The sequence below is a fragment of the Halomonas daqiaonensis genome, from assembly GCF_900109725.1.
GTDB lineage: Bacteria > Pseudomonadota > Gammaproteobacteria > Pseudomonadales > Halomonadaceae > Halomonas > Halomonas daqiaonensis.
The window spans coordinates 1-24,985 of record NZ_FOBC01000005.1; the positions used below are offsets into that span (position 1 = coordinate 1).

The following is a 24,985-nucleotide window of genomic DNA, read 5'->3' on the forward strand; positions in this document are numbered from 1 at the left end:
ATCCGCAGCATTCGCTCCAGGCCAATCGGCGGCCGGCCCCGCTTGCCTGCCGAATTCGGAAAGTAGGACGGCGACAGTGCGTCGATCAGTCGTTGCCATGGCACCAGGGCATTCATCTGGGCCAGGAACCGCTCTCGGCGGGTAACCTTCTTCTTGTTCTGGTGCTCAGCCTGGGCGAACGAGATCTGCTTCATCGGGTGGCTCTGTCAGACGATGGCAGGAAGGTCAGATTATACCCCGCCGGTACCCATCAGGCAGCTGCGGCGAGATTTGTGCAGCGTTTCCCTAAGGGGGACAGGGCCTTAGTCGAACCAGCCGCCGACCAGGTTGCTGAAGAAGCGAAGAACCTGGTCGAAGAGGCGCTTGAACAGCCCTCCCTCTTCGATCCCCTCGAGGGCGACCAGTGGGCGCTCGCCGACAACCTCATCAGCCTGGCGTACCTCCATGGTCCCTACCCGATCCCCCGCCGTAATGGGCGCAGTAAGATCGGCCTGGATATCGAGCTTGGCGGTGAGCTCATCGCTGCGCGCACGCGGTACGGTCATGAACACGTCGCGGTCGACGCCGACGCGCAATTCGTTCTTGTCGCCACCCCACACACGTGGCGTATTGAGCACGGCACCGGCTTCATAGAGCTTGAGGGTCTCGTAGTAGCGGAAACCGTAACTAAGCAGCTTCTGGGTCTCCTGGGCGCGGGCCTCCTCGGATGCGGTGCCCATGACCACCGAGATCAGGCGCATATCATCGCGCTTGGCCGAAGCGACCAGGCAGTAACCCGCGGCCTCCGTCCAGCCAGTCTTTAGGCCATCGACGCTGCTGTCACGCCATAACAGACGGTTGCGGTTGGGCTGTTCGATGCCACCATAGCTGAACTGCTTCTTGGCGTAGGTTGCGTAGTGTTCCGGGTAGTCGTTGATGATGTGCTGGGACAGCAGCGCCAGGTCGCGGGCCGAAGAGTAGTGATCCTCGTCGGGCAGGCCGGTCGCGTTGACGAAATTGGTGTTGTGCATGCCCAGTCGGGTGGCGTGCTGGTTCATCAGGTCGGCGAAGGGGCGCTCGCCACCGGACAGGTACTCGGCCATGGCTACGCTGGCATCGTTGCCGGAGACGATGATGATGCCCTTGAGCAACTCGTCGACCGTGACTTGGGTATCGACTTCGATGAACATCTTGGAGCCACCGGTGCGCCAGGCCTTCTCGCTGATGGGCACGAGATCATCCGGTGAGATATTGCCGCGGTCGAGTTCACGCTCCACGAGGTAGGCCGTCATCAGCTTGGTCAAGCTGGCTGGCGGCAGCCGCTCATCGGCATTGTGCTCGACCAGCACCCTTCCGCTGTTGGCATCCATCAGGATCCAGGAGGTTGCGGCCAGTTGGGGCGGCGAGGGGATCATGGTCTGCGGCGCCGTGACGACCTGTGCCGTAGCCTGTGAGACGACCAACAGCAGGCCGGCCAGCAGCAGCGGCAACAGCCGGAGGCGACGGAAGAAAAGCGTGAATCTCATGGCAAGGACTCTCATCAAGGGCATCGCGGTTTAGTTCGGAAAAAGGGTGTCGACTCAGTCGGCATCGTTGACGACGAAGGCCTGGGCAAAGCCTGCTCGGCGCAGCTGCTCGCGGAGGGGATCCACCTGGCCAGCATGGTCCAGGGGGCCGACCTGGACGCGATAGAGACCGGTGGCACTGGCGACCCGCACGGGACGATCGATCTCACCCTCCAGGCGCGACTTCAGCTGTCGAGCACTGTCGGCGGAGCCCAAGGCCGCCACCTGCAAAAAGACGCCGCTACCAGCCACCGGCTGGTCGCGAGCACTGGACCCGTCATCCGGCGTCACCATCTCCTCGCGGGGCGACGAGCCTCCTCGTGACCGAGAGGCATCATCGTTGTCGGCGGTCCAGCGCTCCACGTCGATGGCCTCGACCCTGACTCGTCCGGTGCCCTGCTCGAGAATGCCCAGGCGGGCCGCCGCCGCATAGGAGAGATCAATCTCGCGATCGCTATGAAAGGGGCCGCGATCATTGACCCGCACAATCGCCGAGCGGTCGCTCTCCAGGCTGGTAACGCGGACGAAGCTGGGCAGGGGCAAGGAGCGATGGGCGGCGCTCATCTTGTACATGTCATAGATCTCGCCGTTGGACGTCGCATACCCATGGAACTTCTCGCCGTACCAAGAGGCCTTGCCCCGACGGCTGTAGCCACTCGCATCCGCCATCACCTCATAGCGCTTGCCCCATACCTCGTAGGGCGAGGCGTTGCCTCCCCTGGAGCGCGCTTCACGACGCGGCACCGCATCCGGCACTGCATCGACATCGGGCGGATCCTCGGGATAGGCGTCGCCGGCCAGGGCATAGCGCCCGCCCCCCGCCGAAGCGGCCGGCGACTTGTTGGACACCTCGTCGGTGACAGGACGGGGCCCACCACCGCCCCCGGCACAGCCGATCAGAAGCAACATCACACTCAATGCTGCACAGGTGCGTTTCATGGGGCTTCCTCCGAGGCGGTATCGGTGGCGTCGAGCCAGTGGGGCTCCAGGCCTCGTGCCTCGGCAATCGCCTCGGCCAGCTCTGTCACCGCCATGGCATAGAGGTGACTGTGGTTATAGCGCGTGATCACATAGAAGTTGTAGCGGGCCAGCCGGTAGTTCGACTCACCACCTGCCTGTTCGAGTACCAGCGGAACCACCTTGAGATCGGCGTCCAGAGCCATGCGTGGCTCGATTCCCGCAGCGCTCAGTTCGGCGACCGTCGCCTCGGGCGGGCGGGTATGATTGAACGCCACTCCCTCGGGAGGCGAGGCGGGGCCCTCGGCCTCGTGATAGACAGGCTCACCGGGCCGCCAGCCATGTTCGGCGAAGTAGTTGGCAACGCTGCCGATGGCATCCACCGGATTGGTCCATAGATCGCGCAGGCCGTCATCGTCGAAGTCCACCGCGTAGGCCCGATAGCTGGTGGGGATGAACTGCGGATAGCCCATGGCGCCCGCGTAGGAGCCGGTCAGGCTACCGGGTGAGCGCTGCTGCTCGTGGGCAATCTCCAGAAAAGCGGCCAGCTCACCACGAAAGAAGCGGCCCCGACGGGGATGATGGAACGCCAGGGTCGACAGGGAGTCGAGGACGCGGTGGTTGCCGGTGACGCCCCCATAGCGGGTCTCGACGCCGATGATGGCGGCAATGACCTCGGGCGGCACACCGTACTCGTCCTCAGCCCTGGCGAAGGCCGGCTGATGGGCCTCGATGAAGGCCACCCCGTTGGCGATGCGCGGGGCATCCAGGAAGATGGCGCGATACTCATGCCAGGTCAGGCGGTGCTCGGCGGCGCCGGCCATGGCATCCAGCACGCCCTGCCGATAGACGGCCTCCCCCATGGCGCGTTCCAGCCAGTCGCGATCGATTCCCTGGTCGACCAGTTCATCGACCAGGGAACGAGACCCCTCGTGCTGGTGCGGGTCGAAATCCGCCGCAGCGGCCGTCAACGTCAGCAGCGACAAGCCGACGCCGGCGATCGCTGCCAGCGCTCTCGATCGATGAAACCGGGTCACCGTCATGCTGTTGCCTCTCCCTGAAATGCGGCCTGGCGTCACTAGCGTGGCAGCAGGCGGCGGTGGGCATGAATGGCCATGAGAATACCGAAACCCGCCATCAAGGTCACGCTGGAGGTCCCTCCGTAGCTGACCAGCGGCAGCGGCACGCCGACCACCGGCAGGATGCCGCTGACCATGCCCACGTTGACGAAGACATAGATTAAGAAGGTCAGGATGATGCTGCCCGCCACCAGGCGCCCGAAGGTTTCCTGGGCGGCGCCGGCAAGCCACAGGCCGCGACCCACGATCATCAGATAGAGCAGCAGGAAGGCCAGCATTCCCATCAGTCCGAACTCTTCACCGAGCACCGCGACGATGAAGTCGGTGTGGCGCTCGGGCAGGAACTCCAACTGTGACTGGGTGCCTTGTAGCCATCCCTTGCCCCAGAAGCCGCCGCTGCCGATGGCGGTGGTCGACTGGATGATGTTCCAGCCTGCTCCCAGCGGATCGCTCTCGGGGTCGAGGAAGGTCAGAACCCGCTGGCGCTGGTAATTGTGAAGGTTCATCCACAATAGCGGCAGTGCGGATGCCGCCAACACCCCACAGAACAGGATGAAGCGCCAGGAGAGACCCGCCAGCAGGATAACGAACACTCCCGCGGAAGTGACCAGCAGCGAGGTCCCCAGATCCGGCTGCTTGGCGATCAGCACCACCGGCAGGCCGATGATCGCCGCACAGACCAACAGATCGCGCCAACGCGGCGGAAGCGGCTGGCGGCTCAACCAGGCAGCGACCATCATCGGCATCGCCAGCTTCATCAGCTCCGAGGGCTGGAAGCGAATCACCCCGGGAATCTCCAGCCAGCGCTGAGCGCCCATGCCCATGTCGCCGATCAGCTCCACGGCCACCAGCATGAGCAGCACGGCCACATAGACCGATGGCGTCCAGCGCAGCAGGGTCGTAGGCGACAGCTGTGCAAGGCCTACCATCACCACCAAGGCCACGCCGAAGCGGATAGCCTGGGCGGTCACCACCGACAGACGCTGGCCACTGGCGCTATAGAGCACCACCAACCCAGCCAGCATCAGCACCAGCAGCATACCGAGTAGCCAGGGATCCAGGTGAACCCGTTCCCAGAGGCTGCGTCGCCGGGCAATACCGCTCAGCGAGGGCTTCACAGGATGGGGGCGCAGGGCACGGGTCAGCTCGCTCCAGATCATCGTCAGTTCCCCGTCACCCGGCCATCCTCGCGCTCGAGCACCTCACGAACCTCCTCGGTATCAGGGGCCTCCTCCTCGAGCAGCCAGGCGTCGGTCATCGCCTTGGCCAGGTGAGCGGCGTGAGTGCTGCCCCCGCCGGCATTCTCGACGATCACCGCCACGGCGATCTGAGGCTCCTCCACCGGCGCAAAGGCCATGAAGAGGGCATGGTCGCGCAGCCGCTCCCTGAGTTCGTCAGCGTTGTACTTCTGATCCTGGCCCAGGGAGAACACTTGGGCGGTGCCGGACTTGCCCGCCATCCGATACTCCAGATCCTTACCGATACGCCGCGCAGTGCCCTCATGGCCCGAGATCACCTTCTCCATACCGGAGAAGACCCGGTCCCACCATTCCTCGTTGTCGAGCGTGATGTCTGGTGGGGTACCGGGCAAATCGACGGGCACCTCCTCGTCACCGATCTGCTGGGCCAGTCGCGGTTTGACCCATTCACCGCGATTGGCCAACACCGACGTGGCGGTGGCCAGCTGCAGCGGAGTAAGCTGCCAATAGCCTTGGCCGATGCCTACCGAGAGGGTCTCGCCAGGGTACCAGGGCTGGTTGAAACGGCCCCGCTTCCAGTCCCGGGAGGGCATCAGCGCATCGCTCTCGCCCTGGACATCGTGGGCAACGCGTTGGCCGAAGCCGAAGGCCGACATGTTCTCGTGGATGCGGTCAATACCCAGGTCATGGGCCAGGGTATAGAAATAGGTGTTGTTGGAAACGGCGATGGCCCGTTCCAGATCTACGCGACCATGACCCCAGCGAAGCCAGTTGCGGTAGCGCCGAGAGTCGTTGGGCAGTTGGAAGTAGCCGGGGTCGCGGATAGTGCTGTCAGGGGTGATCTTGCCCTCGGCCAGGCCCGCCAGGGCCAGGAAGGGCTTGATGGTGGAGCCGGGTGGATAATGACCGCGGATGGCCCGGTTGTAGAGCGGCAAGTCCAGGTCCTCCTGGAGCGCCCGATAGGAAGCAACGTCGATGCCAGTGACAAACTGGTTGCTGTCGAACCCCGGCACCGAAGCCAGGGCGAGGATCTCGCCGCTCCCCGGGGCGATCGCCACAATCGACCCGCGGCGGCCATCGAGTAGCTCCACGGCGAGCTTCTGAAGCTCGCTGTCCAGGGTCAGGGTCAGATCCTTTCCCGGTACCGGGTCGGTGTGACCGAGCTCGCGCAGCACTCGGCCTCGGGCATTGGTTTCCACCTTGCGCAGCCCTGCCTTGCCGTGAAGCTCGTCCTCGTAGAAGCGCTCCACCCCTGTCTTGCCGATGAAGTGGGTACCGGCATAGTTGCCTGCATCCAGGCCCGCGAGCTCCTCGGCGTTGATACGACCCACATAGCCCAAGGCATGCACCATTGTCTCGGCGTTGGGATAGTAGCGCAGCAGCTGGGCCTCCACTTCGACACCGGGCAGGCGATGACGGTTGACGGCCAGTCGGGCGATCTGGTCCTCGTCAAGATCACTCATCAGCAGCGCCGGCTGGAAGGGGCGCTGACGCTGGCGGGATCGCACTCGAAAGGCCTCGACTTCCTCTTCGGGGATCTCCAGCAGATCCACCAGCAGCGCCAGGGTGGCATCCAGGTCTTCGACGCGTTCCCGCACCAGGGTGAGATTGTAGGTGGGGCGATTCTCGGCCAGCAGCACGCCGTTTCGATCGTAGATCAGCCCGCGGGTGGGCGGCAATGGCTCCACCCGAACGCGATTCTCCTCGGAACGCGTGCTGTAGACCTCATGTTGCACCACCTGCAGGTAGAACAACCGCCCGCCCAGCAGCGCGGTCAAGCATACCACTATCAACACGGCGAGCAGCGAGCGCATGCGAAAGACACGCAGCTCCTGTTCCGGGCTCTTCAGGGGTTCACGGCGCCAACGCATGCTCGCTGATGACCTCGGGATGATTAAGCGGAAGCGCCTTCGGCGGTGATCAACCGAAACCGGCCTTCAACGGTGATAGGGATGGCCGACCAGCAGGGTCCAGGCACGGTATAGCTGTTCGGCGAGGAGAATGCGTACCAAGGGGTGCGGCAAGGTCAGCGGCGACAGCGACCAGCGCTGGTCGGCACTCGCCGAGAGCGACGGCTCCAGGCCATCGGGGCCACCCACCAGCAGCGCCACGTCACCTCCCTCGTGGCGCCAAGCATCGGCTTCCCTGGCAAGTTGCTCGGTACTCCAGGGCTTGCCCCCCACCTCCAGGGCCACAAGATGCTCTCCGCCCTTGAGGCGCCCGCGGATGCGCTCAGCTTCCAGTGCCATGGCCCGGGACACATCGGCGTTCTTGCCGCGCTGCCCGGGGACAATCTCCTCCACCTCCAGGGCGAAGTCCCTGGGCAGGCGCTTGCGATACTCTTCGACACCTCGCGACACCCAGTCGGGCATGCGAGTGCCCACCGCCAACAGGCGGATCCTCATGAAAAGTGCGCCCCTTCCTCGAGCCGGGATTCCGACTCGTTGGGCAGGTCGGCCCAGAGTCGCTCCAGATCGTAGAGCTGTCGGGTATCGGGCAGCATCACGTGCACCACCAGGTTGCCCAGGTCGACCAGCACCCAGTCGGCACCATTCTCACCCTCGACACCCAGCGGCGGGATATCCTGCTCCTTGGCAGCCTGGATCACGTTGCCGGCCAGCGCCGCCACATGGCGGCTCGAAGTACCGCTGGCCACCACCATCAGATCGGTCACGCTGGTCAGACGTGAGACATCCAGGACGGCGATGTCCTGGGCCTTGAGGTCCTCCAGTGCGTCGATCACCAGAGTCTTGAGTGCGTCGATATGCATAGCCCTTCGTGTCAGCCCTTCATCAGCGGGAAATTCTCCTTCCCATTGTACCGACTTGACGCCCGCCTGGGCAGCACTCAACCATGCCGATAGAGGCCCCACGACAGAATGTGCGACTCCACCGCTTCCGGCAGCAGGTAGCGAACGCTGAAACCCGCCATCAGGCGCCGGCGCACCTCAGTGGCCGAGATCGCCATGCGCGATGGCAGCCTGAGACGCAGCAGCCTCCCGGCGGGCCGAGCCATCAGTGCCTCACTATCCTCGACCTCACGCCCGGCCAACAGTTCGACCAGCGCGTCGGGCAGTGCAGCCTGGTGATCCGGCCGATCGATCACCACCACATGGGCCAGCTCGAAAAGACGCTCTGGCTCGTGCCAGTCGGCCAGGCGCAGGAAGGCATCGTGGCCCAGCGCCATCACCAGCCGCGCATCAAAGCCCAGCTCCTCGCGCAGCGAGGCGAGGGTATCAGCACTGTAGGAGGGCCCATCACGCTCGAGTTCACGGGGGTCGGCGACCAGGCCCGGCGTATCACCGATCCCCAGGCGCAACAGGGCGAGGCGATCGGTGGGTGCGACCCGGGGCTCGCCGCGCAGCGGCGGCGTGGCCGCGGGCACCAGGTGCACGCGGTCCAGGGCCAGCGCCTCGCGAAGCTCCACGGCACTGCGCAGGTGCCCGAGGTGCACCGGATCGAAGGTACCGCCGAGCATGGCGATCCGGGGCGGTGATGATGGGTCTCGGTCGGCCCTGACGGGCAGGCCCGATTGACTCACTGGCGCACCTGGCCGTCGCCGAGCACCACGTACTTGTGGGTGGTCAGCCCTTCGAGCCCTACGGGACCCCGGGCATGCAGGCGATCGGTGGAAATGCCGATCTCGGCCCCCAACCCGTACTCGAAGCCATCGGCAAAGCGAGTCGATGCGTTGACCATCACCGAACTGGAGTCCACCTCGGCGAGGAAGCGTCGCGCCAGGCCATAATGCTCGGTGACGATGGCATCGGTGTGCCGTGAGCCATATCGCTCGATATGCGCCATCGCGGCGTCGATACCGTCGACCACGCGGATGGCCAGCACCGGGGCCAGGTACTCCGCCTGCCAGTCCGCCTCACTGGCCACTGCGATGTCAGTCAGAATCGCCCGCGTCCGCTCGCAGCCCCGCAGTTCCACACCATGCTCGGCGTAGGCGCGAGCCAGGGTCGGCAGGAGTGTCTCGGCCAGCGGTGCATCGACCAGCAGGGTCTCCATGGTATTGCAGGTGCCGTAGCGGTGGGTCTTGGCATTGACCGCAATGGCCAGGGCCTTGTCGAGATCGGCGCTGGCATCGATGTAGACGTGGCAGACACCGTCGAGGTGCTTGATCACCGGCACCCTCGCCTCCCGAGTGATGCGCTCGATCAACGACTTGCCACCGCGAGGGATGATCACGTCGACGTACTCCGGCATGCTGATCAGACGGCCCACGGCTGCGCGATCGGTAGTCGCCACCACCTGGACGGCACTCTCGGGAAGAGCGGCCCGAGCGAGCCCGGCGCGGATGCAGGCAGCGATGGCGGCGTTGGAATCACGCGCCTCGGAGCCACCGCGCAGGATGGCCGCATTGCCCGACTTCAGGCACAGGCTCGCCGCCTCCAGAGTGACGTTGGGGCGTGACTCGTAGATGATACCGACCACGCCGAGCGGCACACGCATCTGGCCCACCTGAATACCGCTGGGCCGCGAGCGCAGGCCATCGATCGCGCCTACCGGGTCCGGCAGGGCAGCAACCTGGGCAAGACCGTCGATCATGGCATCGAGACGCGTATCGTCCAGCGCCAGCCGATCGAGCAGGGCAGCCTCCAGGCCGCTCTCGCGCCCCCGGGCAAGATCGCGGGCATTGGCTGCCAGCACCTCGCCACGGGCCTGCTCGAGATGGTCGGCCATGGCCATCAGGGCAGTGTTCTTGGCTGCGGTGTCGACGCGACGCATCCGGGTGGCGGCCTCGCGGGCGCCCTGCCCCAGGCGCTGCATGTAAGCGTCGACATCGCCGATGTCGGGGGTTGCCGGGTCATGGTCCGAGCGGGAGGCTTGAGCAGTCATGCCGTTGCGTGTCTCCTGGGGCCGGCGTCGCCGCGAGACAACGGCAATGCCGGCGTTATACTGTGCCGTGAAACGGGAAGGAGTTCATACTAAGCCACCATGCAGACCAAGTACAAAGTCGGGCTGCTGCGCGGCAACCTGCTGATCGCGTCGGTGCTGCTGGCCTTGCTGGCCAGTGCCACGACCACCCTGACCGATGCCCTGCTGCTGTGGCTGGCGGCAACCTGGCTGGCCGTTACCGCGCTGCTGCTCGCCTTCAACCATCGGCGTCCCGCCATGGTGCCCTGGCAGCTGCTACCCGGCCTGCTGCTGGCCGCCCTGTTATGGGTGGCCCCCGAGCGGCACATCACTTGGCTGTGGGCCTGGGCGGTGCTGCTGATGCTTCCCCAACCTCGCTGGATCCTGCTGCTCGAGGCCCTGCTGGCCCTGGCCACCTGGTGGCCACTGCGCGAACAACTGGGGCTCGAGCAGTGGGTCCTTGCCGGCCTGCTGCTCGCGGCCCTGATGCTGCTGGGGCTGTCCAGGGCCCTCGACCTTCGCGCGCTGCGCCAGAGCACCCTGCGCCGGGCCCGTCTGGTCCCCGGCCTGTCGCTGTGGCCCGGCGACAGGCTGGCCCATGACCTCGCCCTTGAGCGAAGCCGCGGCCATCATGAAGGGGTGCATACCGAGCTACTCCTGTTGCAGACCTCGCGACATCGCTGCTGGTCACTGGCCCAGCGGCTCTGTCGTCTGACCCACAGCTTCGAGCCTTGCTACCGCCTCGATTCGCAGACCCTGGCCGTGATCCTGCTCAGCCGTAACCGTCGTGAGGCCAAGGAACGTCGCGAAATGTTGTGCCTCCATCTCGAGGCAAGGGGCCCTGTCAGGGCAATCGCCCTGGCGGACCTGGTGTCACTGGAAGACGAGCGACAAACTCTCGCCCGACAGACAACAGCACTCGAGGTCATCGGGGAAGCGGCCAATGCCTGATCGACGACAGCGCTTCCTGCAGCTGTACGCCGCATGGTATGCCAGTGGCGCTCTGCTGCTGCTGGGCATGGCCCTTTGGCTTTATTTGATGGGGGAGTATGAGCGAATCCCCCTCCCCGCTGGCCTTTTTCTGCTGATGCTGGTGGCGACCCTGCTGAGCGTGACGCGTGAGGATCACTCAAGGCTGGCTGCCTATCTGGTGCTGATCTGCGGCTATCTGCTGATCGCCGTCGAACTGCCCCGACAGTCCGGGCTACCGTCTCTCTGGGTCGGGTTGCCGCCCGTCCTGACCCTGCTGCTGCTGCCACTGGGCCCGGCCATGCTGCTCAACCTAGCGCTGACGCCGGTATGGCTGGCACTACTCGGCAATGGCGAGCTCGACCGCGACATGCTGCTGAGCTACCTGACGTTAGTGATCGTGGCGGCACTGGTCCCTTGGGAACAGGTTCGTCAGCACGCCCTGCTGAGGGCCACCGACCCCCTCGATCCCGAATGCCCGGCGGTAGGACGCGAGACCCTGCACCTACGACTGGCCAGTGAGGCCGAACGTGCCGCATTGCTCGGGCAGCCACTGGCCGTGATGCTGGCCCACCTGCCCCAGCTTGAGATGGCGGAGGAGCAGTTCGGTCCCCGTGCACGTCAGGCCCTGCTGGACGGATTCTGTCAGGCCGTCGCCAGCCGTTGCCGCGATCAAGACATCCTTGGCCGGGAGGGCCCGGCGGATTTCTGGCTGGTGCTGCCCGACACCACTGAGAGCGGTGCCCTGTTGGTTCAGCAGCGGCTTGGCCAGGCCCTCGAGCAGGCCAACCTGACGGAAACCGGCCAGCTAGAGGCGCGACTGCGCCTCTGCCGGACGCGCCCGGGAGAGTCCTGGCAACGATTCGAGCAGCGGCTACAGGTGACCAGCCAGTCGCTGGCAGACGGATAACAGCGAATCCGTTAACGTACGGCAATGGAGCCCCCTTGAGCATCTCCGATACCCTCTTCCAACTGGCGCCCTCTCCGGGTCTGCTGTTGCTGATCATCGCCGCCATTGCGCTGGTGGAATCCCTGGCGCTGGTCGGGCTGCTGGTCCCGGGCGTAGTTCTGATGACTGCCGCCACCTCACTGGCCGGACACCATGACCAGGCCGTAGTCCCAGTGCTCGGCGCCGCCTTCCTCGGTGCAGTGGCAGGCGATGGTGTAAGCTTCCTGCTCGGCTATACCCAGCGCGAACGGGTGACGGCAATGTGGCCGCTATCGCTGCATCCTGAGTGGTTGGCGCGGGGTGCCCGCTTCTTCCAGCGCCATGGCTCGTTGTCGGTCGTCCTGGGACGCTTCGTGGGCCCGGTGAGGCCTGTGGTGCCATTGATCGCCGGCATGTTGAAGATGTCCCCCCGCACCTACACCTGGGCCAACCTGGGATCGGCACTGCTCTGGGCTCCCGCCTATGTGCTACCGGGCTATCTGCTGGGACGGACCTGGCAGCAACTGCTGGACCTGCCCGAGGGACTCAGGCCCTGGCTGATCGGCCTCGGCGTGCTGGTTATCCTGCTGGCGGTAGCCTTCTCCTGGTGTCGCCATCTGGTAACCCGCGACGGAATGGTCTATCGCGGACTGGTCGGGCTGTCGCGGCGCAGTTCCCTCGGCCGGCACCTGTGGCGGTTGCTCTCTCCGCCCCATGACGTTGAGCCACCCCTGGCCTCCTGGTTGCTGCTCCTCCTCTCTCTGGCGGCCCTGTCGGCCTGGACCCTGGTGGTCATCCACCACGCGGGGCCATTGGCCATGGACCTGCAGCTCGCAAGACTGCTGGAGAGCCTCGCACTGCCTGGCCTGGCCGTCTTCGGCGGGATCATGGCCAAGGCCGGCGACCTGCTGGGCGTGCTCGCTCTGGCCCTGCCTTGGGCGGCCTGGCTGCTGTGGCGACGCCATCTGCCGGCCTTCTGGCACATCGCCGGCGGGCTGGTCGGCATCGCCCTGCTCAACACCCTGCTCAAAGCGGCCATCGGCCGGGCGCGGCCGAACACCCCGGCCCATCTGGCTGACTCCTTTTCCTACCCCAGCGCCCACACCTCGACTGCCGTGGTGTTATTCGGCATGGCCGCCGCCTTCGCCAGCCGGGAACTGCCCCGGGGCAGGCGTTTCCTGGCCTACTGGGCCGCCATTGCCGTGATTCTGCCGATGGCCCTGTCGCGCCTGCTAATCGGAGTGCACTGGCTCAGCGACCTGATCGGTGGTGCCCTACTCGGCCTGGTGGTCTGCGCCCTGGTGCAGCTGGCCTGGCAGAGACAGCCTCGCCCAGGCCTCGGTCCCTGTCCCTGGCATCTGCTAGGTGTCGCCTCGCTGGTGCTGGTCGCGGCGCGGATCGCCTGGCTGCCGGCGGTCTAGTACTGCAGCCATAACTACTGCTGTGATCGTTCATGCATTGCCATCCGGGCTTGCTGCTGCCGACAGTGGCACTGCCAAGCCCGGTACTGGTGCTTTCGTCGCCAGTCCGACCAATGAAGCACATGGGAGAAGGCCTGATGTCCTTGCCATAGACATCTCCCTATTAGCCGCCTGAGCTCGGAGAGTGTCTACTGAACCCTATCAGCAACAGTTTTTTTGCTGCTAGCTCGCCTGCCGAATCGCCACCAGCAAGGCGTGGGCCAGCAGCGACAAGGTAATGTGGCGATGCCAACTGGCCCAGCGCCTCACCTCATACTCATCCAGACCGCATTCTCCTTGGCCTATAGTGGATCCTGAAATCAAGACACCGGTTTAAGCTATAGCCAAGCCGATTTCGAAGGGATCGATCATGTCGAGGCAGAAGCGGAACAACCACTCCCCGGAACTCAAGGCCAAGGTGGCCCTGGAGGCGGTCAGGGGGCTCAAGACGGCCAACGAGATCGGGCAAGAGTCCGGGGTTCATCCGGTGCAGGTCAGCCAGTGGAAGAAGGCCCTGCTCGAGGATTCCTCGACGCTGTTCGACAAGAAGCGCGGCCCCAAGCCGAAGGCCGAGTACCAGACCGACGAGAAGCTCTACAGCGAGATAGGCCGGCTGAAGATGGAACTCGACTGGCTGAGAAAAAGTCCGGAATCAACCTGCCGTGTCGCGTCGTAGCTGGATTGATCCGTCAGACAGTCGCCGTCGCGTAGGGTACGCAGGCAGGCCTGCAGTTCGGGGCGCTCTCGCTTGGTGCCGGTAACACGCTCCTCGAAGACCTGCTCACAGCCAGCCTCCTCGAGGGCGTCACGCTGCAGCTGGGGGTTCTGGTCCTGGGTGCTGACGCGGGCGTAGCCGATGATCATGCGCTACCTCCCGGCGTTTCCGTGTCATCCTCGAGGCCCAATGCCTCCCAGTCCTCGATGCCCACCGGCTCGAACGGCTCATGGTACCCCTGCACCGAACCCTTCAGGCGCCCTCGCGGGCTGTCGGGGATAGTCCGCTCGGTACCAGGCCTCGGCTCTTCGTCTTCTCGTGTCATCGTGCCACCTTATAGAAAACAAACCTTCGTTTTCTTCGCATAAATATCAAGTCTGGATACTCTTCGGCTAGACTGCCTATCAGGTCCAGCACCTGCTGAGGAACTTCTTTCATGACATCGTGGGCGTCCTTCCCTGAGCTGCCGAAAGCTAATGCCGAGTTTCTTCAAGAGCGCCCCGTGATCGTGGGTGATGAAGGCAGGGGCCATCCACCCCGGAATTCATCAGACCCTAGGAATGCCCCCATGGTAGAACCAAGCACGACTGAAAAGCATACAACGGCAGTGCTGGATGCAGCCGAGCAGGTTTGCGGCTCCAGGGCTCGCGCCCGCCATTGGTTTTACAATGAACCGATTGACGTATTCGACCACCAGACTGCCGAGCAGATGGTGAGTGCTGGGCGCGCCGACGATCTACTGCGCTATCTGCGATCACTGGAGGCCGGCTGGCTTGGATGAGGCGGCAACTACTGAAGAATCTTTGGTAGCTTAAGCTGCCTCAGAAGACTAAGGAGGGACAGGAGAATACGACATGGCGAATGAGCATTTTAGCAGCGTGTGGGATGCCATCGCGGACACCCCCGAGGAAGCAGACAACTTGCGGCTTCGCGCCGAGCTTATGGGAAAAATTGCTGCTCGCGTGGCCGAATGGGAAGTGACCCAGGAAGTGGCAGCCGAACGCCTGGGGATTACCCAGCCGCGCTTAAATGACCTGGTAAATGAGCGTATCAGTCGATTCAGCCTGGAGGCTCTAGTTAGCTTGTCCCGGCTGGCTCATGATAATGCTACTAACTTGTCGGTGTGACCAGCAGCCACTAGCTGCTCACACAACTACAAGCGAGGTTGCCGTGTCTCATAATACCCACGACCGCATCCTCGCCGTGGTCAACCTTGCGGCCGATGTCTTTGAAGATCGTGAGGTAGCCATTTCCTGGATGAACCGTCCTAACGCCGCCTTGGAGGGGCACACCCCGTCTGCTCTTTGTGACACAGAACTAGGCGAGCGGCAGGTTCGCCAGGTTCTCCACGCCCTGGAGTGGGGTGGAGTGGTCTAGGGGATGCTAGATCTGCTGGGCTGGCTGGCCTTCAAGGCGGCGTAGAGAGCCGTCTTGCTGACCTTGATGCGTGCGGCGGCCTCGCGGACGTTCAGCCCATTGGCCAGGTGCTCTCTTGCCCGCTTCAGTTTGTCGTCGGTGACGACCGGCTTGCGTCCCCCTTTGCGCCGACGGGCGGCGGCAGCGGCCAGCCCCGCCTTGGCGCGATCACGGATCAGGTCACGCTCGAACTGCCCCAGGGCGCCGAACACATGGAAGATTAGTCGCCCACCGGGCGTGGTGGTATCGATGTTTTCGGTCAGCGACCGGAACCCGACACCACGCGCCTCCAGGGTACTGACCACCTCGATCAGATGCGGCAGCGAACGTCCCAGCCGATCCAGTCGCCACACGACCAGCACATCCCCGTCGCGTAGAAACGCCAAGGCGGCCGTCAGGCCCGGTCGGTCAGATTTAGCCCCGGAGACGGTGTCGTCGAAGATTCGCTCGCACCCCGCCTTGCGAAGCGCATCGGTCTGCAAGGCGGTGTCCTGCTCCGCCGTCGAGACCCGCGCGTAGCCGATCAGCGCCATTGGCCGCCCCTTTTTGTCCGTTATGCCGTCCGTCTATCTTATGAAGTTGACCCGGTTCGGTGGACACCCGACCCTTTGAGAAGGAGGAGTCCACCATGCCCAAGTCCCGTGCCCCTTACCCTGCCGAATTCCGGCAGCAGATCGTCGAACTGGCGCGTACGGGTCGAACCCCGGAAGAACTGGCCAAGGAGCTCGAGCCCACCGCTCAGACCATTCACAACTGGTTGAAGCAGGCCGAGCGTGATGCGGGGCGTCGCCACGATGGCCCCACCAGTGCCGAGCAGGAAGAGCTGCGACGCCTGCGCCGTGAGAACAAGCGGCTCCGCGAAGAGCGCGAGAGCTTGGCAAAGGCCGCGGCCTGATTCGCTCAGGAGACCGACAACATACCACCGAGCTCTTCAGATTCGTCGAAGTGAATCGGGCCCATCATGGGATCGCCACCATGTGCCGTGTGCTGGGTTTCTCCACCAGTGGCTACTGCTGCGCTTGGCGTTCCCGCCAGCCTTCCGCCAGAGACGCCTCGGACAGCGCGCTGATGGCGCGCATCAAGGTGATCCATGGGCACCTATGGGGCGCCGCGTATCCGCGCTGAGCTTGCCGATGAGGGCTGGCGGGTCACCCCCAATCGTGTCGCTCGTCTCATGCGTCAGGCGGGCCTGAGAGGCGTTTGTCGCCTTCGCTGGATCGTCACGACACGGCGGAATTCTGACCACGTGAAGCGCCCTGACCTGGTCAATCGAGAGTTCACGGCCAGCCGGCCCAACACCCTGTATGCGGCCGACATCACCTACATCCCGACAGGAACGTCCACGCTGTACCTGGCGGTCGTGCTGGACGTCTTCAGCCACCCCAGCCACGTGATCGTCCCATGCAACACCTCCCATATCGAGAATATCGAGATGTTGCGACAACCGATTGAATCCGCCCAGTACACCTCCATCGCCTTTGGTGAGCGCTGCAGGAAGGCTGGCGTTCGGCCCTCGATGGGATCGGTCGGAGATTGCTATGATAACTCGATGGCCGGGAGCTTCTTTGCCACCCTGGAATGAGAACTGCTCGAAGTCGACAGGAAGTAGTTTGCCACGCCGGCAGAGGCGAAGCAGGCGGTCTTCGCGTTCATCGAAGGATGGTGCAACCCACATCGCCGGCACTCGGGGACTGGCTATGCCAGTCCTATACAGTTCGAGCGTCAGCATGCGGCATGCCTCAGGCTAAAGCGGCGTACCCTCCACTGAACCGGGGTAACTCCATGGCCGAGCGCAGCCAGTTTCCGGACAGCGCCTAACCCAGGGCCAGCCAGAGCCCCACGCCGACCATCAGGGTTCCGGCAAGGCGATTGAGCAGCCGCACGTTGCCACTTTCACCGAGCAGACGGCGCAGGGTGCGCCCGCCGGTGGCATAGAGCAACAGGCAGATGAACTCGATAGTAAGGATCACCGCAATCAACGCCACCAGCTGAATGACCAGCGGGCGAGAGGCATCCAGGAAGGGCGGCAGCAAGGCCATGAAAAAAGCCCAGCCCTTGGGGTTGGCCACCGCGGTCACCAGCCCCTGCAGAGCCAGCTGACCACGGGCGGCAGGCGGCCCCGCTTCCAGTTCCAGCGGAATGGCCATGCGTCCCCGGGAGCGCCACATCATTACCCCGAGGTAACCGAGATAGGCGCCGCCCAGCCACTTGAAAAGCGCAAAGAGCTCGGGTTGGCGCAACATCAGGGCCGCCACCCCTGCGCCGGCAGCGAAGGCCACCAGACCCACGCCCACCAGTTCGCCGGCCATCATCCACAGAGTGCGCTTCACGCCCTGCGTCATGCCCAGCACCATGGCCAGGGTCATGCACATACCGGGGGTGAGCGAGACCAGCAGGAAGGTGGGCACGAACACCGACAGCAGCGAGAGGTTGATCATGCCTCACCCCAGCGGGACATCAGGCGATGCGCGATCCCCAGCTGGTTGAGAATCCGCGCCACGATGAAGTCTACCAGATCGTCTATCGACGCCGGCTGGTGATAAAAGCCCGGCGCGGCGGGCAGGATCACTGCACCCATGCGGGTCAGGGCGAGCATATGTTCGAGATGGATCGCCGAGAAGGGGGTCTCGCGGGGCACCAGGATCAGCTTGCGCCGCTCCTTGAGCGCCACATCAGCAGCGCGCTCGATCAGGTTGTTACTAGCCCCGGTGGCTACCGCCGAGAGGGTGCCGGTGGAGCAGGGGCAGATCACCATGGCCGAGGGCGCCCCGGATCCCGAGGCGACCGGCGCCATCCACTCCTCGCGGCCGAAGCAGCGTATCTGGCCGGGTGCCGCCCCGCTGCGCTCGGTGAGGACCTCGGCAAGCCGGGCGGGACGCGCCGGCAGCTCACGATCGGTCTCTGTGGCGATCACCAGGTGGGCGGCCTTGGAGATCATCACCCAGACCTGGTGGTCAGCCGCCACCAGCGCCTCGATCAGCCGCAGCCCGTACTGGGCACCCGAGGCGCCAGTCAGTGCCACCGTGACCGGGGCACCCAGCTCAGTCTGCATGAGCCACCTCCAGCGCCGCCAACAGCTTCTCGTGGATACCGCCGAAGCCGCCGTTGGACATCACCACGATACGGTCCAGCGGTCGTGCCTCGGCGACCAGGGCATTCACCAGGGCATCGAGGTCATCAAGTAGCCGGGCCGGTACCGGGCTCGCCTCGAGCACCGGCGACAACGACCAGTCCAGCCCGGATGGCTGGAACCAGAAGGCGGCATCGGCGGCCGCGACGCTGGCCGCCAGCCGGTCGCGCAAGGTGCCCAGCCGCATGGTATTGGAGCGTGGTTCGATCACCGCCAGCAATCGCCCTCGCGGCGTCGCGGCCCGCAGCCCCTCCAGGGTGGCGGCGATGGCCGTGGGGTGATGGGCAAAGTCGTCGATCACCTCAATACCCGCCACCTCCCCACGCAGTTCCTGGCGCCGTCGCGGCGTCGCGAATCGCGACAATGCCGCGGCGGCGCGCGGCAAATCTACCCCGCAGGCGCTTGCGGCCGCCAAGGCAGCCAGGGCATTGCGGGCGTTGTGAGCACCTGTCAGCGGCCAATCGACCACAGCATCCTCGTTCACCTCGACCCCAGCATCGTGGTGCTCGTGGATAACCCGGAAGCGCGAGGCATCCTCGCGCTCAAGCTCCAGCCGCCAGGGGCTTGTCGCCTGGGCGCCGAAGCGCTCCACGGGGGTCCAGCAGCCCATCTCGAGCACCCGATCCAGGGCCGGCTCACCATCGGCCACCAACAGGCGGCCCCGCCCGGGAACGGTTCGCACCAGATGGTGGAACTGGCGCTCGATGGCACGCAGATCGTCGAAGATGTCGGCGTGATCGAACTCCAGGTTGGCGAGGATAGCGATCTCGGGCCGGTAATGGACGAACTTGGAACGCTTGTCGAAGAAGGCCGTGTCGTATTCATCGGCCTCCACCACGAAGGGGGCATCGTGGGCGCCGAGCCGCGACGATATGCCAAAGTTGCGCGGCACCCCGCCAATCAGGAAGCCCGGTGCCAGGCCACCGGACTCCAGCAGCCAGGCCAGCAGGCTTGCCGTGGTTGTCTTGCCGTGGGTGCCGGCCACGGCGATCACCCGTCGCCCCGGGAGGACCTCCTCGGCCAGCCACTGGGGGCCGGAGACGTAGGGCAGTCCCTGGTCCAACACCGCTTCGACCTCGGGGTTACCGCGGGAGAGAGCATTGCCGACCACCACCCGATCCGGGCGGGGCAAGAGGTTGTCAGCCGAGTACCCTTCGCACAGCACGATGCCCGCCTCCTCGAGCTGAGTGCTCATGGGCGGATAGACATTGGCATCCGAACCGCTGACGGTGATGCCCAGCTCGCGGGCGAGCAGCGCCAGACTGCCCATGAAGGTGCCGCAGATACCGAGGATATGAAGGTGCATGCGCGCTCCGGGAATGTTTTCCGCCGCTTGGCCGCGGCGCGATCTGCGCGAGACTAGCATGGCGCCCGCGGCACGCTCCAGCTGCCGACCTCGCCTGCCCGGGCTACCGCAGTTGGCCGCAACTAGGGGCGCCGGGGCAGACCGCGCAGGTGCAGCCAATGCCACTTTCGGCTAGAATCACGTGCTTTCGGACCCCTCGACGTGACTAGGAACAGGTAAGCCCCCATGGCCCAGCACAACGCCTTCTACGCCCAGTCCGGCGGCGTCACCGCCGTGATCAACGCCAGTGCCTGCGGCGTGATCGAAGCCTGCCGCCGCTATCCGGACCGGATCGGCAAGGTCTACGCCGGCCACAACGGCATCATCGGTGCCCTGACCGAAGACCTGATCGACGTCAGTCAGGAGTCGGACGAGACCATCGCCGCACTGCGTCATACCCCGGGGGGTGCCTTCGGCTCCTGCCGCTACAAGCTCAAGGACATCGAGACACACCGCGCCCAGTACGAACGGCTGATCGAGGTCTTCAAGGCCCACGACATCCGCTACTTCTTCTACAACGGTGGCGGCGACAGCGCCGATACCTGCCTCAAGGTCTCGCAGCTCTCCGAAAAGCTCGGCTATCCGCTGACGGCCATCCACGTGCCCAAGACCGTGGACAACGACCTGCCGATCACCGACAACTCTCCGGGCTTCGGCAGCGTGGCCAAGTACATTGCCACCTCCACCCTGGAGGCGTCGCTGGACATCGCCTCGATGTGTGCCACTTCCACCAAGGTGTTCGTGCTCGAAGTGATGGGGCGTCATGCCGGCTGGATTGCTGCCGCCGGGGCGCTGGCCGGGCAGGGCGAAGGCGAGCCCCCCCACCTGGTCATCTTTCCCGAGGTGTACTTCGACCGCGCAAAGGTCATGGCCCGGGTGGAGGAATCGGTCAAGCAATACGGCTACTGCGTGATCGTGGTTTCCGAGGGCGCGCGCTACGAGGACGGCACTTTCCTCGCCGACTCCGGCAACACCGATGCCTTCGGCCACCGCCAATTGGGCGGCGTTGCGCCGACGCTCGCCGGTATGGTCAAGCAGGACCTGGGCTACAAGTACCACTGGGCCGTGGCTGACTACCTGCAGCGCGCCGCTCGGCACCTGGCCTCGAAGACCGACGTCGAGCAGGCCTATGCGGTGGGCGAGAAAGCCGTGGAACTGGCCATAGCGGGCAAGAACTCCATGATGCCGGCAATCAAGCGCGTCAGTGAGACGCCCTACGAGTGGCGCATCGAGGCGGCGCCGCTAGCCGAGGTCGCCAATCGCGAGAAGCTCATGCCTCGTGAGTTCATCCGTGATGACGGCTTCGGCATTACCCAGGCCTGCCGCCAGTACCTGTCGCCGCTGATCCAGGGCGAGGAATTCCCGCCCTTCGAGAACGGCCTGCCAAAGGTGGCCCACCTCAAGCGAGCCCGGGTCGAGCGCAAGCTACCGGAATTCACGATCTAGGCGCGTCACCTCAGCAGCCAGGAGAGCACCAGCAGCAGCAGAAGGATACCCGCCACGCCCTGCCAGAAGCGGGTTGGCGCAGACGGTTTGCGTGAGCCGCCCTCCGCCGTGCCATTGCCCGGATCCCGGGGCAGGCGCAGCGCGCGACGAAACTCCGACATCCGCCGGAAGCGCAGCGCACGCTGGGGATCCAGTGCTCGTCGCAGGGCATCGTCCAGGGCCTCTGACACCTCCGGGTTGAGGCTGCGGGCGCTGCGATAGGCCAGCTGCTCCAGATCGGTATGGCTGCGCAGCCGGTCTGGGGTCAGCGTATAGGGCAGCTCGCCAGTCAGCAGCCAGTAGATGGTCGAGGCCAGGGAATACTGATCGCTGCGGCGACCCACTTCATCTTCCAGCGCATATTCGGGCGCGCTGTGCTCGGTCAGCCCGAGTTGGCGAACCACCTCCATCGAACGGCGGTGACCGTCCACGTCGCGCAGATGGCAGGCACTGAAATCGGCCAGCACCACCTGGCCATGCGAATCAATCAACACATTGTCTGGATGGATACGCTGATGCAGCAGGTCGCGAAGGTGTAATGCCTGCACCGCCTTGCCCAGCTGATTGGCAATGTCGAGGCGCTGATTGAGGCAAGCCTGGGGATGGCGCCGGGCCCATTCGGCCAGGGTCTCGCCTTTCACATAGGCCATCAGATAGTAGAGGAAGCGTCGCTGCCGTGAGGGCTCCACGATGCGCACCACGAAGGGCGATTTGACACGCTCGACTACCCACTGCTGCAGAAGGAAGTGCTCCAGATAGGCATTGAGGCTGGAAAGCTCGGGACTGGGCGCCTTCATCACCATCTCGCGGCCACTATGCAGGTCGTGCACATGGTAGACCCGCGACTGTGCCGTGCGCGATAGCACCGACAGCACCTCGAGGCCGTCCAGGCGATCGCCGGGCGAGAGTTCGGGGGGAATCGGCAGGTCGCCATAGACTCGGCCGGGCCGATCCTCCGATGCTTCTGGCAAGGCATCGATGCGCACCAGCTGGAAACAGAACTGATCGCCGCCATACCCCCGTTCCTGGGCCCGTTCACGGGCAGCCGCGGCCAAACGCTCGCAAGCGGCATCCAGATCACTCGCGTCCTCGCGGATCAGCCGCACATAGTCCGAGGGCATCAGGGTGCCCTGCACCGCCTGAGTGGTAAACAGGAAGAGGTCCCCCTGCTTGAGCGGCATGCTGACGTAATCGATCTCCAGGCCGCTGTCCATGCCCATGGCACGGGAGGGGTAGCGATAGCCGCCAAGATCAGTGACATGGTCCCGAGTGAGCTGCTCGAACTCGGCACCGCGTAGGCGGAACACCAGGGTATCGCCCATATGGAAGAGATGCGCCTCGCGCCCCCGGTAGACCATGGCGGAAAGAGATGAGACATAGCTGCCGTCCGACACCTGACGGTTCTGGTTGAAGCACCAGGCGTTCAGCGCTCTCAGCACGCGGGTTGCCGAGGTCTTGACGTCCCAATGGTCAGGGGTAGAGAAGTAGTCGGCCAGAAATCCTTTCACACTGAGATCTCCGGCCTGCTTGGCCAGGTTATTGCGCAAGGTGGAGTCACTGATCAGGGCGCAGGCACCCTTCGCCGCGAGCAAGGGAGGCTCGGGAAACCGCACCGACATCGAGCTGCGATGCCGCCGCCGCTCGGGCGCCACGAAGGCCTGACCGAAGCTCAGTGACAGTTGCACGGGTGTCAAGGCATTCTCCTCGCAATCGGCGCAATCAGCCTGAAGGTGACCGACACCTTCCATCGGAGGCTCATGATACACCCTGCCCAACCGACAGGCCCATCGACCAAAGGCCCGCATGCCACCTAAGGCCCATTGGTAATCCCCGCCGCGGCTTCGTATAATTCGGCGGATTTTTACGCCTATCCGATTCGCCAAGCCTTTTTATCGCCAACCCAAGGAAGCGACGATGAACTTAGACAACATCCCCGCCGGCAAGGATCTTCCCAACGACATCTACGTGGCGATCGAGATCCCGGCCAACCATGTGCCGATCAAGTATGAGATCGACAAGGACATGGGTGCCCTGCTGGTCGACCGTTTCATGGCTACCCCGATGTTCTATCCGGCCAACTACGGCTTTATCCCCCACACCCTGGCCGACGACGGCGACGCCTTGGACGCCCTGGTGGTGACGCCCTACCCCGTCCAGCCCGGTGCCGTGATCCGTGCCCGCCCGGTGGGCATCCTCAACATGACCGACGAGGCCGGCGAGGACGCCAAGCTGGTGTGTGTACCGCATCCCAAGCTTTCCAGTCTCTATGACGACGTCCAGGAGGTCACCGACCTGCCCGAGCTGCTGCGCCAGCAGATCGCTCACTTCTTCGAGAACTACAAGGACCTCGAGAAGGGCAAGTGGGTGAAGGTCGAGTCCTGGGAAGGCGTCGAAGCCGCTCGCAAGGCTATCGAGAAGGCCGTGGCCGCCCACGACAAGGCCTGACCCTAGCAGAGACAGCCGCGCGACACGACAATGGGCCGCCCTCTGGGCGGCCCATTGTCGTCCAGATATACCCGCAGACCTCAGTTCTCCGGCTGCTCTGCTTCGTCCGCGGCGGCAGCGCTGGAAGCCCCATCGTCACTACCCTCCTCCGCTGATGGCCCCTCGGCTGAAGGCTCCTCGGCCATCTCGTCACCACTGGGGGAAGACATCTCGCTCTCGCCGGAAGCGGCGGCCTGTTCTTCCACGGCCTCCCCTTCAGCGACACCCTCGCTGCTCGATTCAGAGATCGCTACCTCACCTGCGTCGGTGGCAGCGTCGGCGGCTTCCTCGCCATGGGGAGCAGGTACATCGCTCTCGCTTCCGTCGGTGGCCACTGCTTCGACGGCATCCTCGCTGCGCTCCACCTCCACCACGGGCGGCTCGCTGGCAGGAGGCTCGGGGGCTGGCGTCACCTCGGCGAGGCCTTCGCTGACCTCTCGTGCCAGGTCACGAGCGCGCACCACGTGGTTGGCCAGCACCAGCGAATGGTTGGCGAAGATGCCGAAGCCCGAACCGTTGAGCACCAACGGGCTCCAAAGCCGGCGCTGGCTGCGTTCGAGTTCGGCCACCAGCAGCTCCCAGCGCTCGGTAACGCCGGCCGAAGCCAGCATGTCGGCCTGATCACGCCGCACCGCCTTGAGCAGGTGCATCAGGGCCCAGGCCTGGCCGCGAGCCTCGAAGAAGACGTTATCGACGCGATACCAGGGGGTTCGCGCCGGCAGGGCCTCGGCGTTGATATCCAGGTCGCGTAGCTCATCGCGGCTGCCGATGCTCGCCGAGAGCCGCAGCCCCAGATCGTCCAGCGATCCAGTGATTGCCTCGAGCCAGGCGGCGAGGCCCTGGCCTTGATCACCGAAGGCGGCCTCACCGCCCTCCCCGAGCGACTCGAGGTAGCCATCCAACGTCTCCAGGGCCTGCTTCAGACGCGCCTCGGTGCCGGGATAGAGCCATTCGTCGCTATCTCCCATCAAACGCTCGTGTACGCCCTCGAGCACCGGGGCCGACGACTGTTCCATGGCCGGTAAGGAACTCGAGAGCCGGCGGGCCTGTGTGAGCACACCCAGTTCCCAGGCGGGCATGTTGTCGAGCCACACCCCGGGTGGGGCGATATCGTTGCGCAAATATCCGCCCGGCTTGTCGATCAGGGTCTCGATCAGGGTCATCAGGCCGGCGGTGGTCACGGCGCCGCGGGCCGCCGGACTACCCGAGTCGGTACCTCGTTGTTCGGAAACGGCCTGCTCCACGTCGAAGCTTCCCGGTGGTTGGCTCCACCAGATTCCCAGCCCCAGGCAGACCACCAGGTAGACCACCAGCAGTACCAGCAGCGGCTTCCAGATCCAGCCGTATTCTGGACGTTCGAGTTCCTCGGTCCGACTGCTGCGCCTGGCGGCACCCTTTTGCGTCAACGCCAT

26 protein-coding genes and 2 pseudogenes are annotated in these 24,985 nt (G+C 64.7%); 10 read left to right on the forward strand and 18 right to left on the reverse strand.

Features of this window, described 5'->3' with window-relative positions:
- The 10 genes from BMY30_RS04945 to BMY30_RS04990 form a co-directional block, all read right to left on the reverse strand.
- On the reverse strand, positions 1-194 hold a 194-nt coding region (locus BMY30_RS04945), incomplete at its 3' end, for a transposase (protein ID WP_483099047.1).
- 108 nt (positions 195-302) lie between these two features.
- Positions 303-1,505 carry a D-alanyl-D-alanine carboxypeptidase family protein gene (locus BMY30_RS04950; RefSeq protein WP_244516124.1) on the reverse strand — a complete coding sequence of 401 codons (1,203 nt, stop codon included), beginning with the start codon at positions 1,503-1,505 and terminating at the stop codon, positions 303-305.
- 54 nt (positions 1,506-1,559) lie between these two features.
- A complete protein-coding gene (locus tag BMY30_RS04955) occupies positions 1,560-2,483 on the reverse strand; it encodes a septal ring lytic transglycosylase RlpA family protein (RefSeq protein ID WP_089711234.1) in 924 nt (307 codons plus the stop codon).
- Positions 2,480-3,544 carry a lytic murein transglycosylase B gene (gene mltB / locus BMY30_RS04960; protein WP_089711236.1) on the reverse strand — a complete coding sequence of 355 codons (1,065 nt, stop codon included), beginning with the start codon at positions 3,542-3,544 and terminating at the stop codon, positions 2,480-2,482. Before mltB ends, BMY30_RS04955 begins: the two co-directional genes overlap by 4 nt.
- Before the next feature lie 35 nt (positions 3,545-3,579).
- Positions 3,580-4,740 carry a rod shape-determining protein RodA gene (gene rodA / locus BMY30_RS04965; RefSeq protein WP_089711238.1) on the reverse strand — a complete coding sequence of 387 codons (1,161 nt, stop codon included), beginning with the start codon at positions 4,738-4,740 and terminating at the stop codon, positions 3,580-3,582.
- Positions 4,741-4,742: 2 nt separating this feature from the next.
- Complete coding sequence (mrdA, locus tag BMY30_RS04970) at positions 4,743-6,650, reverse strand: penicillin-binding protein 2 (RefSeq protein WP_089711239.1); 1,908 nt, start codon at positions 6,648-6,650, stop codon at positions 4,743-4,745.
- Positions 6,651-6,716: 66 nt separating this feature from the next.
- Positions 6,717-7,184, reverse strand: a complete 468-nt coding sequence (rlmH, locus tag BMY30_RS04975) for a 23S rRNA (pseudouridine(1915)-N(3))-methyltransferase RlmH (protein WP_089711241.1) — start codon at positions 7,182-7,184, stop codon at positions 6,717-6,719.
- Positions 7,181-7,549: a ribosome silencing factor gene (rsfS, locus tag BMY30_RS04980; protein ID WP_089711243.1), complete on the reverse strand. Its 369-nt coding sequence runs from the start codon at positions 7,547-7,549 to the stop codon at positions 7,181-7,183. The genes rlmH and rsfS overlap by 4 nt, the downstream gene beginning before the upstream one ends.
- Before the next feature lie 77 nt (positions 7,550-7,626).
- On the reverse strand, positions 7,627-8,256 hold the full coding sequence (gene nadD, locus BMY30_RS04985) for a nicotinate-nucleotide adenylyltransferase (protein ID WP_089711245.1): 630 nt from the start codon (positions 8,254-8,256) through the stop codon (positions 7,627-7,629).
- 59 nt (positions 8,257-8,315) lie between these two features.
- A complete protein-coding gene (locus BMY30_RS04990; RefSeq protein ID WP_089711246.1) occupies positions 8,316-9,623 on the reverse strand; it encodes a glutamate-5-semialdehyde dehydrogenase in 1,308 nt (435 codons plus the stop codon).
- A 99-nt stretch (positions 9,624-9,722) separates the two neighbouring features.
- Here BMY30_RS04990 and BMY30_RS04995 point away from each other — a divergent pair, with 99 nt between their 5' ends.
- From BMY30_RS04995 to BMY30_RS18445, 4 genes and pseudogenes are all read left to right on the forward strand, one after another.
- Positions 9,723-10,592, forward strand: a complete 870-nt coding sequence (locus BMY30_RS04995) for a hypothetical protein (RefSeq protein WP_089711248.1) — start codon at positions 9,723-9,725, stop codon at positions 10,590-10,592.
- Complete coding sequence (locus BMY30_RS05000; protein ID WP_089711250.1) at positions 10,585-11,520, forward strand: GGDEF domain-containing protein; 936 nt, start codon at positions 10,585-10,587, stop codon at positions 11,518-11,520. The genes BMY30_RS04995 and BMY30_RS05000 overlap by 8 nt, the downstream gene beginning before the upstream one ends.
- A gap of 35 nt (positions 11,521-11,555) precedes the next feature.
- Positions 11,556-12,959, forward strand: a complete 1,404-nt coding sequence (locus BMY30_RS05005; RefSeq protein WP_089711252.1) for a bifunctional DedA family/phosphatase PAP2 family protein — start codon at positions 11,556-11,558, stop codon at positions 12,957-12,959.
- A gap of 409 nt (positions 12,960-13,368) precedes the next feature.
- A pseudogene (locus tag BMY30_RS18445) lies at positions 13,369-13,525 on the forward strand (transposase); the annotation flags it as partial.
- A gap of 67 nt (positions 13,526-13,592) precedes the next feature.
- On the opposite strand, the gene BMY30_RS18450 reads toward BMY30_RS18445, so the two are convergent.
- The gene (locus tag BMY30_RS18450) at positions 13,593-13,862 is read right to left on the reverse strand and encodes a recombinase family protein (protein WP_089711254.1); all 270 of its coding nucleotides are present in this window, start codon (positions 13,860-13,862) and stop codon (positions 13,593-13,595) included.
- Positions 13,859-14,038 carry a hypothetical protein gene (locus BMY30_RS05015; RefSeq protein WP_089711256.1) on the reverse strand — a complete coding sequence of 60 codons (180 nt, stop codon included), beginning with the start codon at positions 14,036-14,038 and terminating at the stop codon, positions 13,859-13,861. Before BMY30_RS05015 ends, BMY30_RS18450 begins: the two co-directional genes overlap by 4 nt.
- A 243-nt stretch (positions 14,039-14,281) precedes the next feature.
- Between BMY30_RS05015 and BMY30_RS17810 the strand changes: the two genes are divergently transcribed.
- The 3 genes from BMY30_RS17810 to BMY30_RS05030 all read left to right on the forward strand — a co-directional run bounded on the left by BMY30_RS17810 (position 14,282) and on the right by BMY30_RS05030 (position 15,090).
- Positions 14,282-14,494 carry an antitoxin Xre/MbcA/ParS toxin-binding domain-containing protein gene (locus tag BMY30_RS17810; RefSeq protein WP_089711258.1) on the forward strand — a complete coding sequence of 71 codons (213 nt, stop codon included), beginning with the start codon at positions 14,282-14,284 and terminating at the stop codon, positions 14,492-14,494.
- 73 nt (positions 14,495-14,567) lie between these two features.
- Positions 14,568-14,840 carry a helix-turn-helix domain-containing protein gene (locus BMY30_RS05025; RefSeq protein WP_089711261.1) on the forward strand — a complete coding sequence of 91 codons (273 nt, stop codon included), beginning with the start codon at positions 14,568-14,570 and terminating at the stop codon, positions 14,838-14,840.
- 43 nt (positions 14,841-14,883) lie between these two features.
- A complete protein-coding gene (locus BMY30_RS05030; protein WP_211607247.1) occupies positions 14,884-15,090 on the forward strand; it encodes an MbcA/ParS/Xre antitoxin family protein in 207 nt (68 codons plus the stop codon).
- On the opposite strand, the gene BMY30_RS05035 is transcribed toward BMY30_RS05030, so the two are convergent.
- On the reverse strand, positions 15,087-15,662 hold the full coding sequence (locus tag BMY30_RS05035) for a recombinase family protein (RefSeq protein WP_089711266.1): 576 nt from the start codon (positions 15,660-15,662) through the stop codon (positions 15,087-15,089). The two genes, BMY30_RS05030 and BMY30_RS05035, sit on opposite strands and share 4 nt — an antisense overlap.
- Positions 15,663-15,757: 95 nt before the next feature.
- Between BMY30_RS05035 and BMY30_RS05040 the strand changes: the two are divergent.
- Positions 15,758-16,897: pseudogene (locus tag BMY30_RS05040) on the forward strand (IS3 family transposase).
- A 46-nt stretch (positions 16,898-16,943) separates the two neighbouring features.
- On the opposite strand, the gene BMY30_RS05045 reads toward BMY30_RS05040, so the two are convergent.
- Genes BMY30_RS05045 through mpl form a run of 3 tightly spaced genes read right to left on the reverse strand, consistent with a single transcriptional unit; the run spans position 16,944 to position 19,565 of the window.
- Positions 16,944-17,567 carry a LysE family translocator gene (locus BMY30_RS05045; protein WP_170840077.1) on the reverse strand — a complete coding sequence of 208 codons (624 nt, stop codon included), beginning with the start codon at positions 17,565-17,567 and terminating at the stop codon, positions 16,944-16,946.
- Positions 17,564-18,181, reverse strand: a complete 618-nt coding sequence (locus BMY30_RS05050) for a flavin prenyltransferase UbiX (RefSeq protein WP_089711268.1) — start codon at positions 18,179-18,181, stop codon at positions 17,564-17,566. Before BMY30_RS05050 ends, BMY30_RS05045 begins: the two co-directional genes overlap by 4 nt.
- A complete protein-coding gene (mpl, locus tag BMY30_RS05055) occupies positions 18,171-19,565 on the reverse strand; it encodes a UDP-N-acetylmuramate:L-alanyl-gamma-D-glutamyl-meso-diaminopimelate ligase (RefSeq protein ID WP_089711270.1) in 1,395 nt (464 codons plus the stop codon). The genes BMY30_RS05050 and mpl overlap by 11 nt, the downstream gene beginning before the upstream one ends.
- A 225-nt stretch (positions 19,566-19,790) precedes the next feature.
- On the opposite strand from mpl, the gene BMY30_RS05060 reads away from it, so the two are divergent.
- Positions 19,791-21,050 carry a 6-phosphofructokinase gene (locus tag BMY30_RS05060; RefSeq protein ID WP_089711272.1) on the forward strand — a complete coding sequence of 420 codons (1,260 nt, stop codon included), beginning with the start codon at positions 19,791-19,793 and terminating at the stop codon, positions 21,048-21,050.
- Between the two features lie 5 nt (positions 21,051-21,055).
- Here BMY30_RS05060 and BMY30_RS05065 read toward each other — a convergent pair whose 3' ends face one another.
- Positions 21,056-22,708 carry a protein kinase domain-containing protein gene (locus BMY30_RS05065; RefSeq protein ID WP_425283423.1) on the reverse strand — a complete coding sequence of 551 codons (1,653 nt, stop codon included), beginning with the start codon at positions 22,706-22,708 and terminating at the stop codon, positions 21,056-21,058.
- 295 nt (positions 22,709-23,003) lie between these two features.
- On the opposite strand from BMY30_RS05065, the gene ppa reads away from it, so the two are divergent.
- Positions 23,004-23,534: an inorganic diphosphatase gene (gene ppa / locus BMY30_RS05070; protein ID WP_089711274.1), complete on the forward strand. Its 531-nt coding sequence runs from the start codon at positions 23,004-23,006 to the stop codon at positions 23,532-23,534.
- A gap of 80 nt (positions 23,535-23,614) precedes the next feature.
- On the opposite strand, the gene BMY30_RS05075 is transcribed toward ppa, so the two are convergent.
- Entirely contained in the window at positions 23,615-24,985 is a 1,371-nt protein-coding gene (locus tag BMY30_RS05075) for a DUF2333 family protein (RefSeq protein ID WP_089711276.1), read from the reverse strand.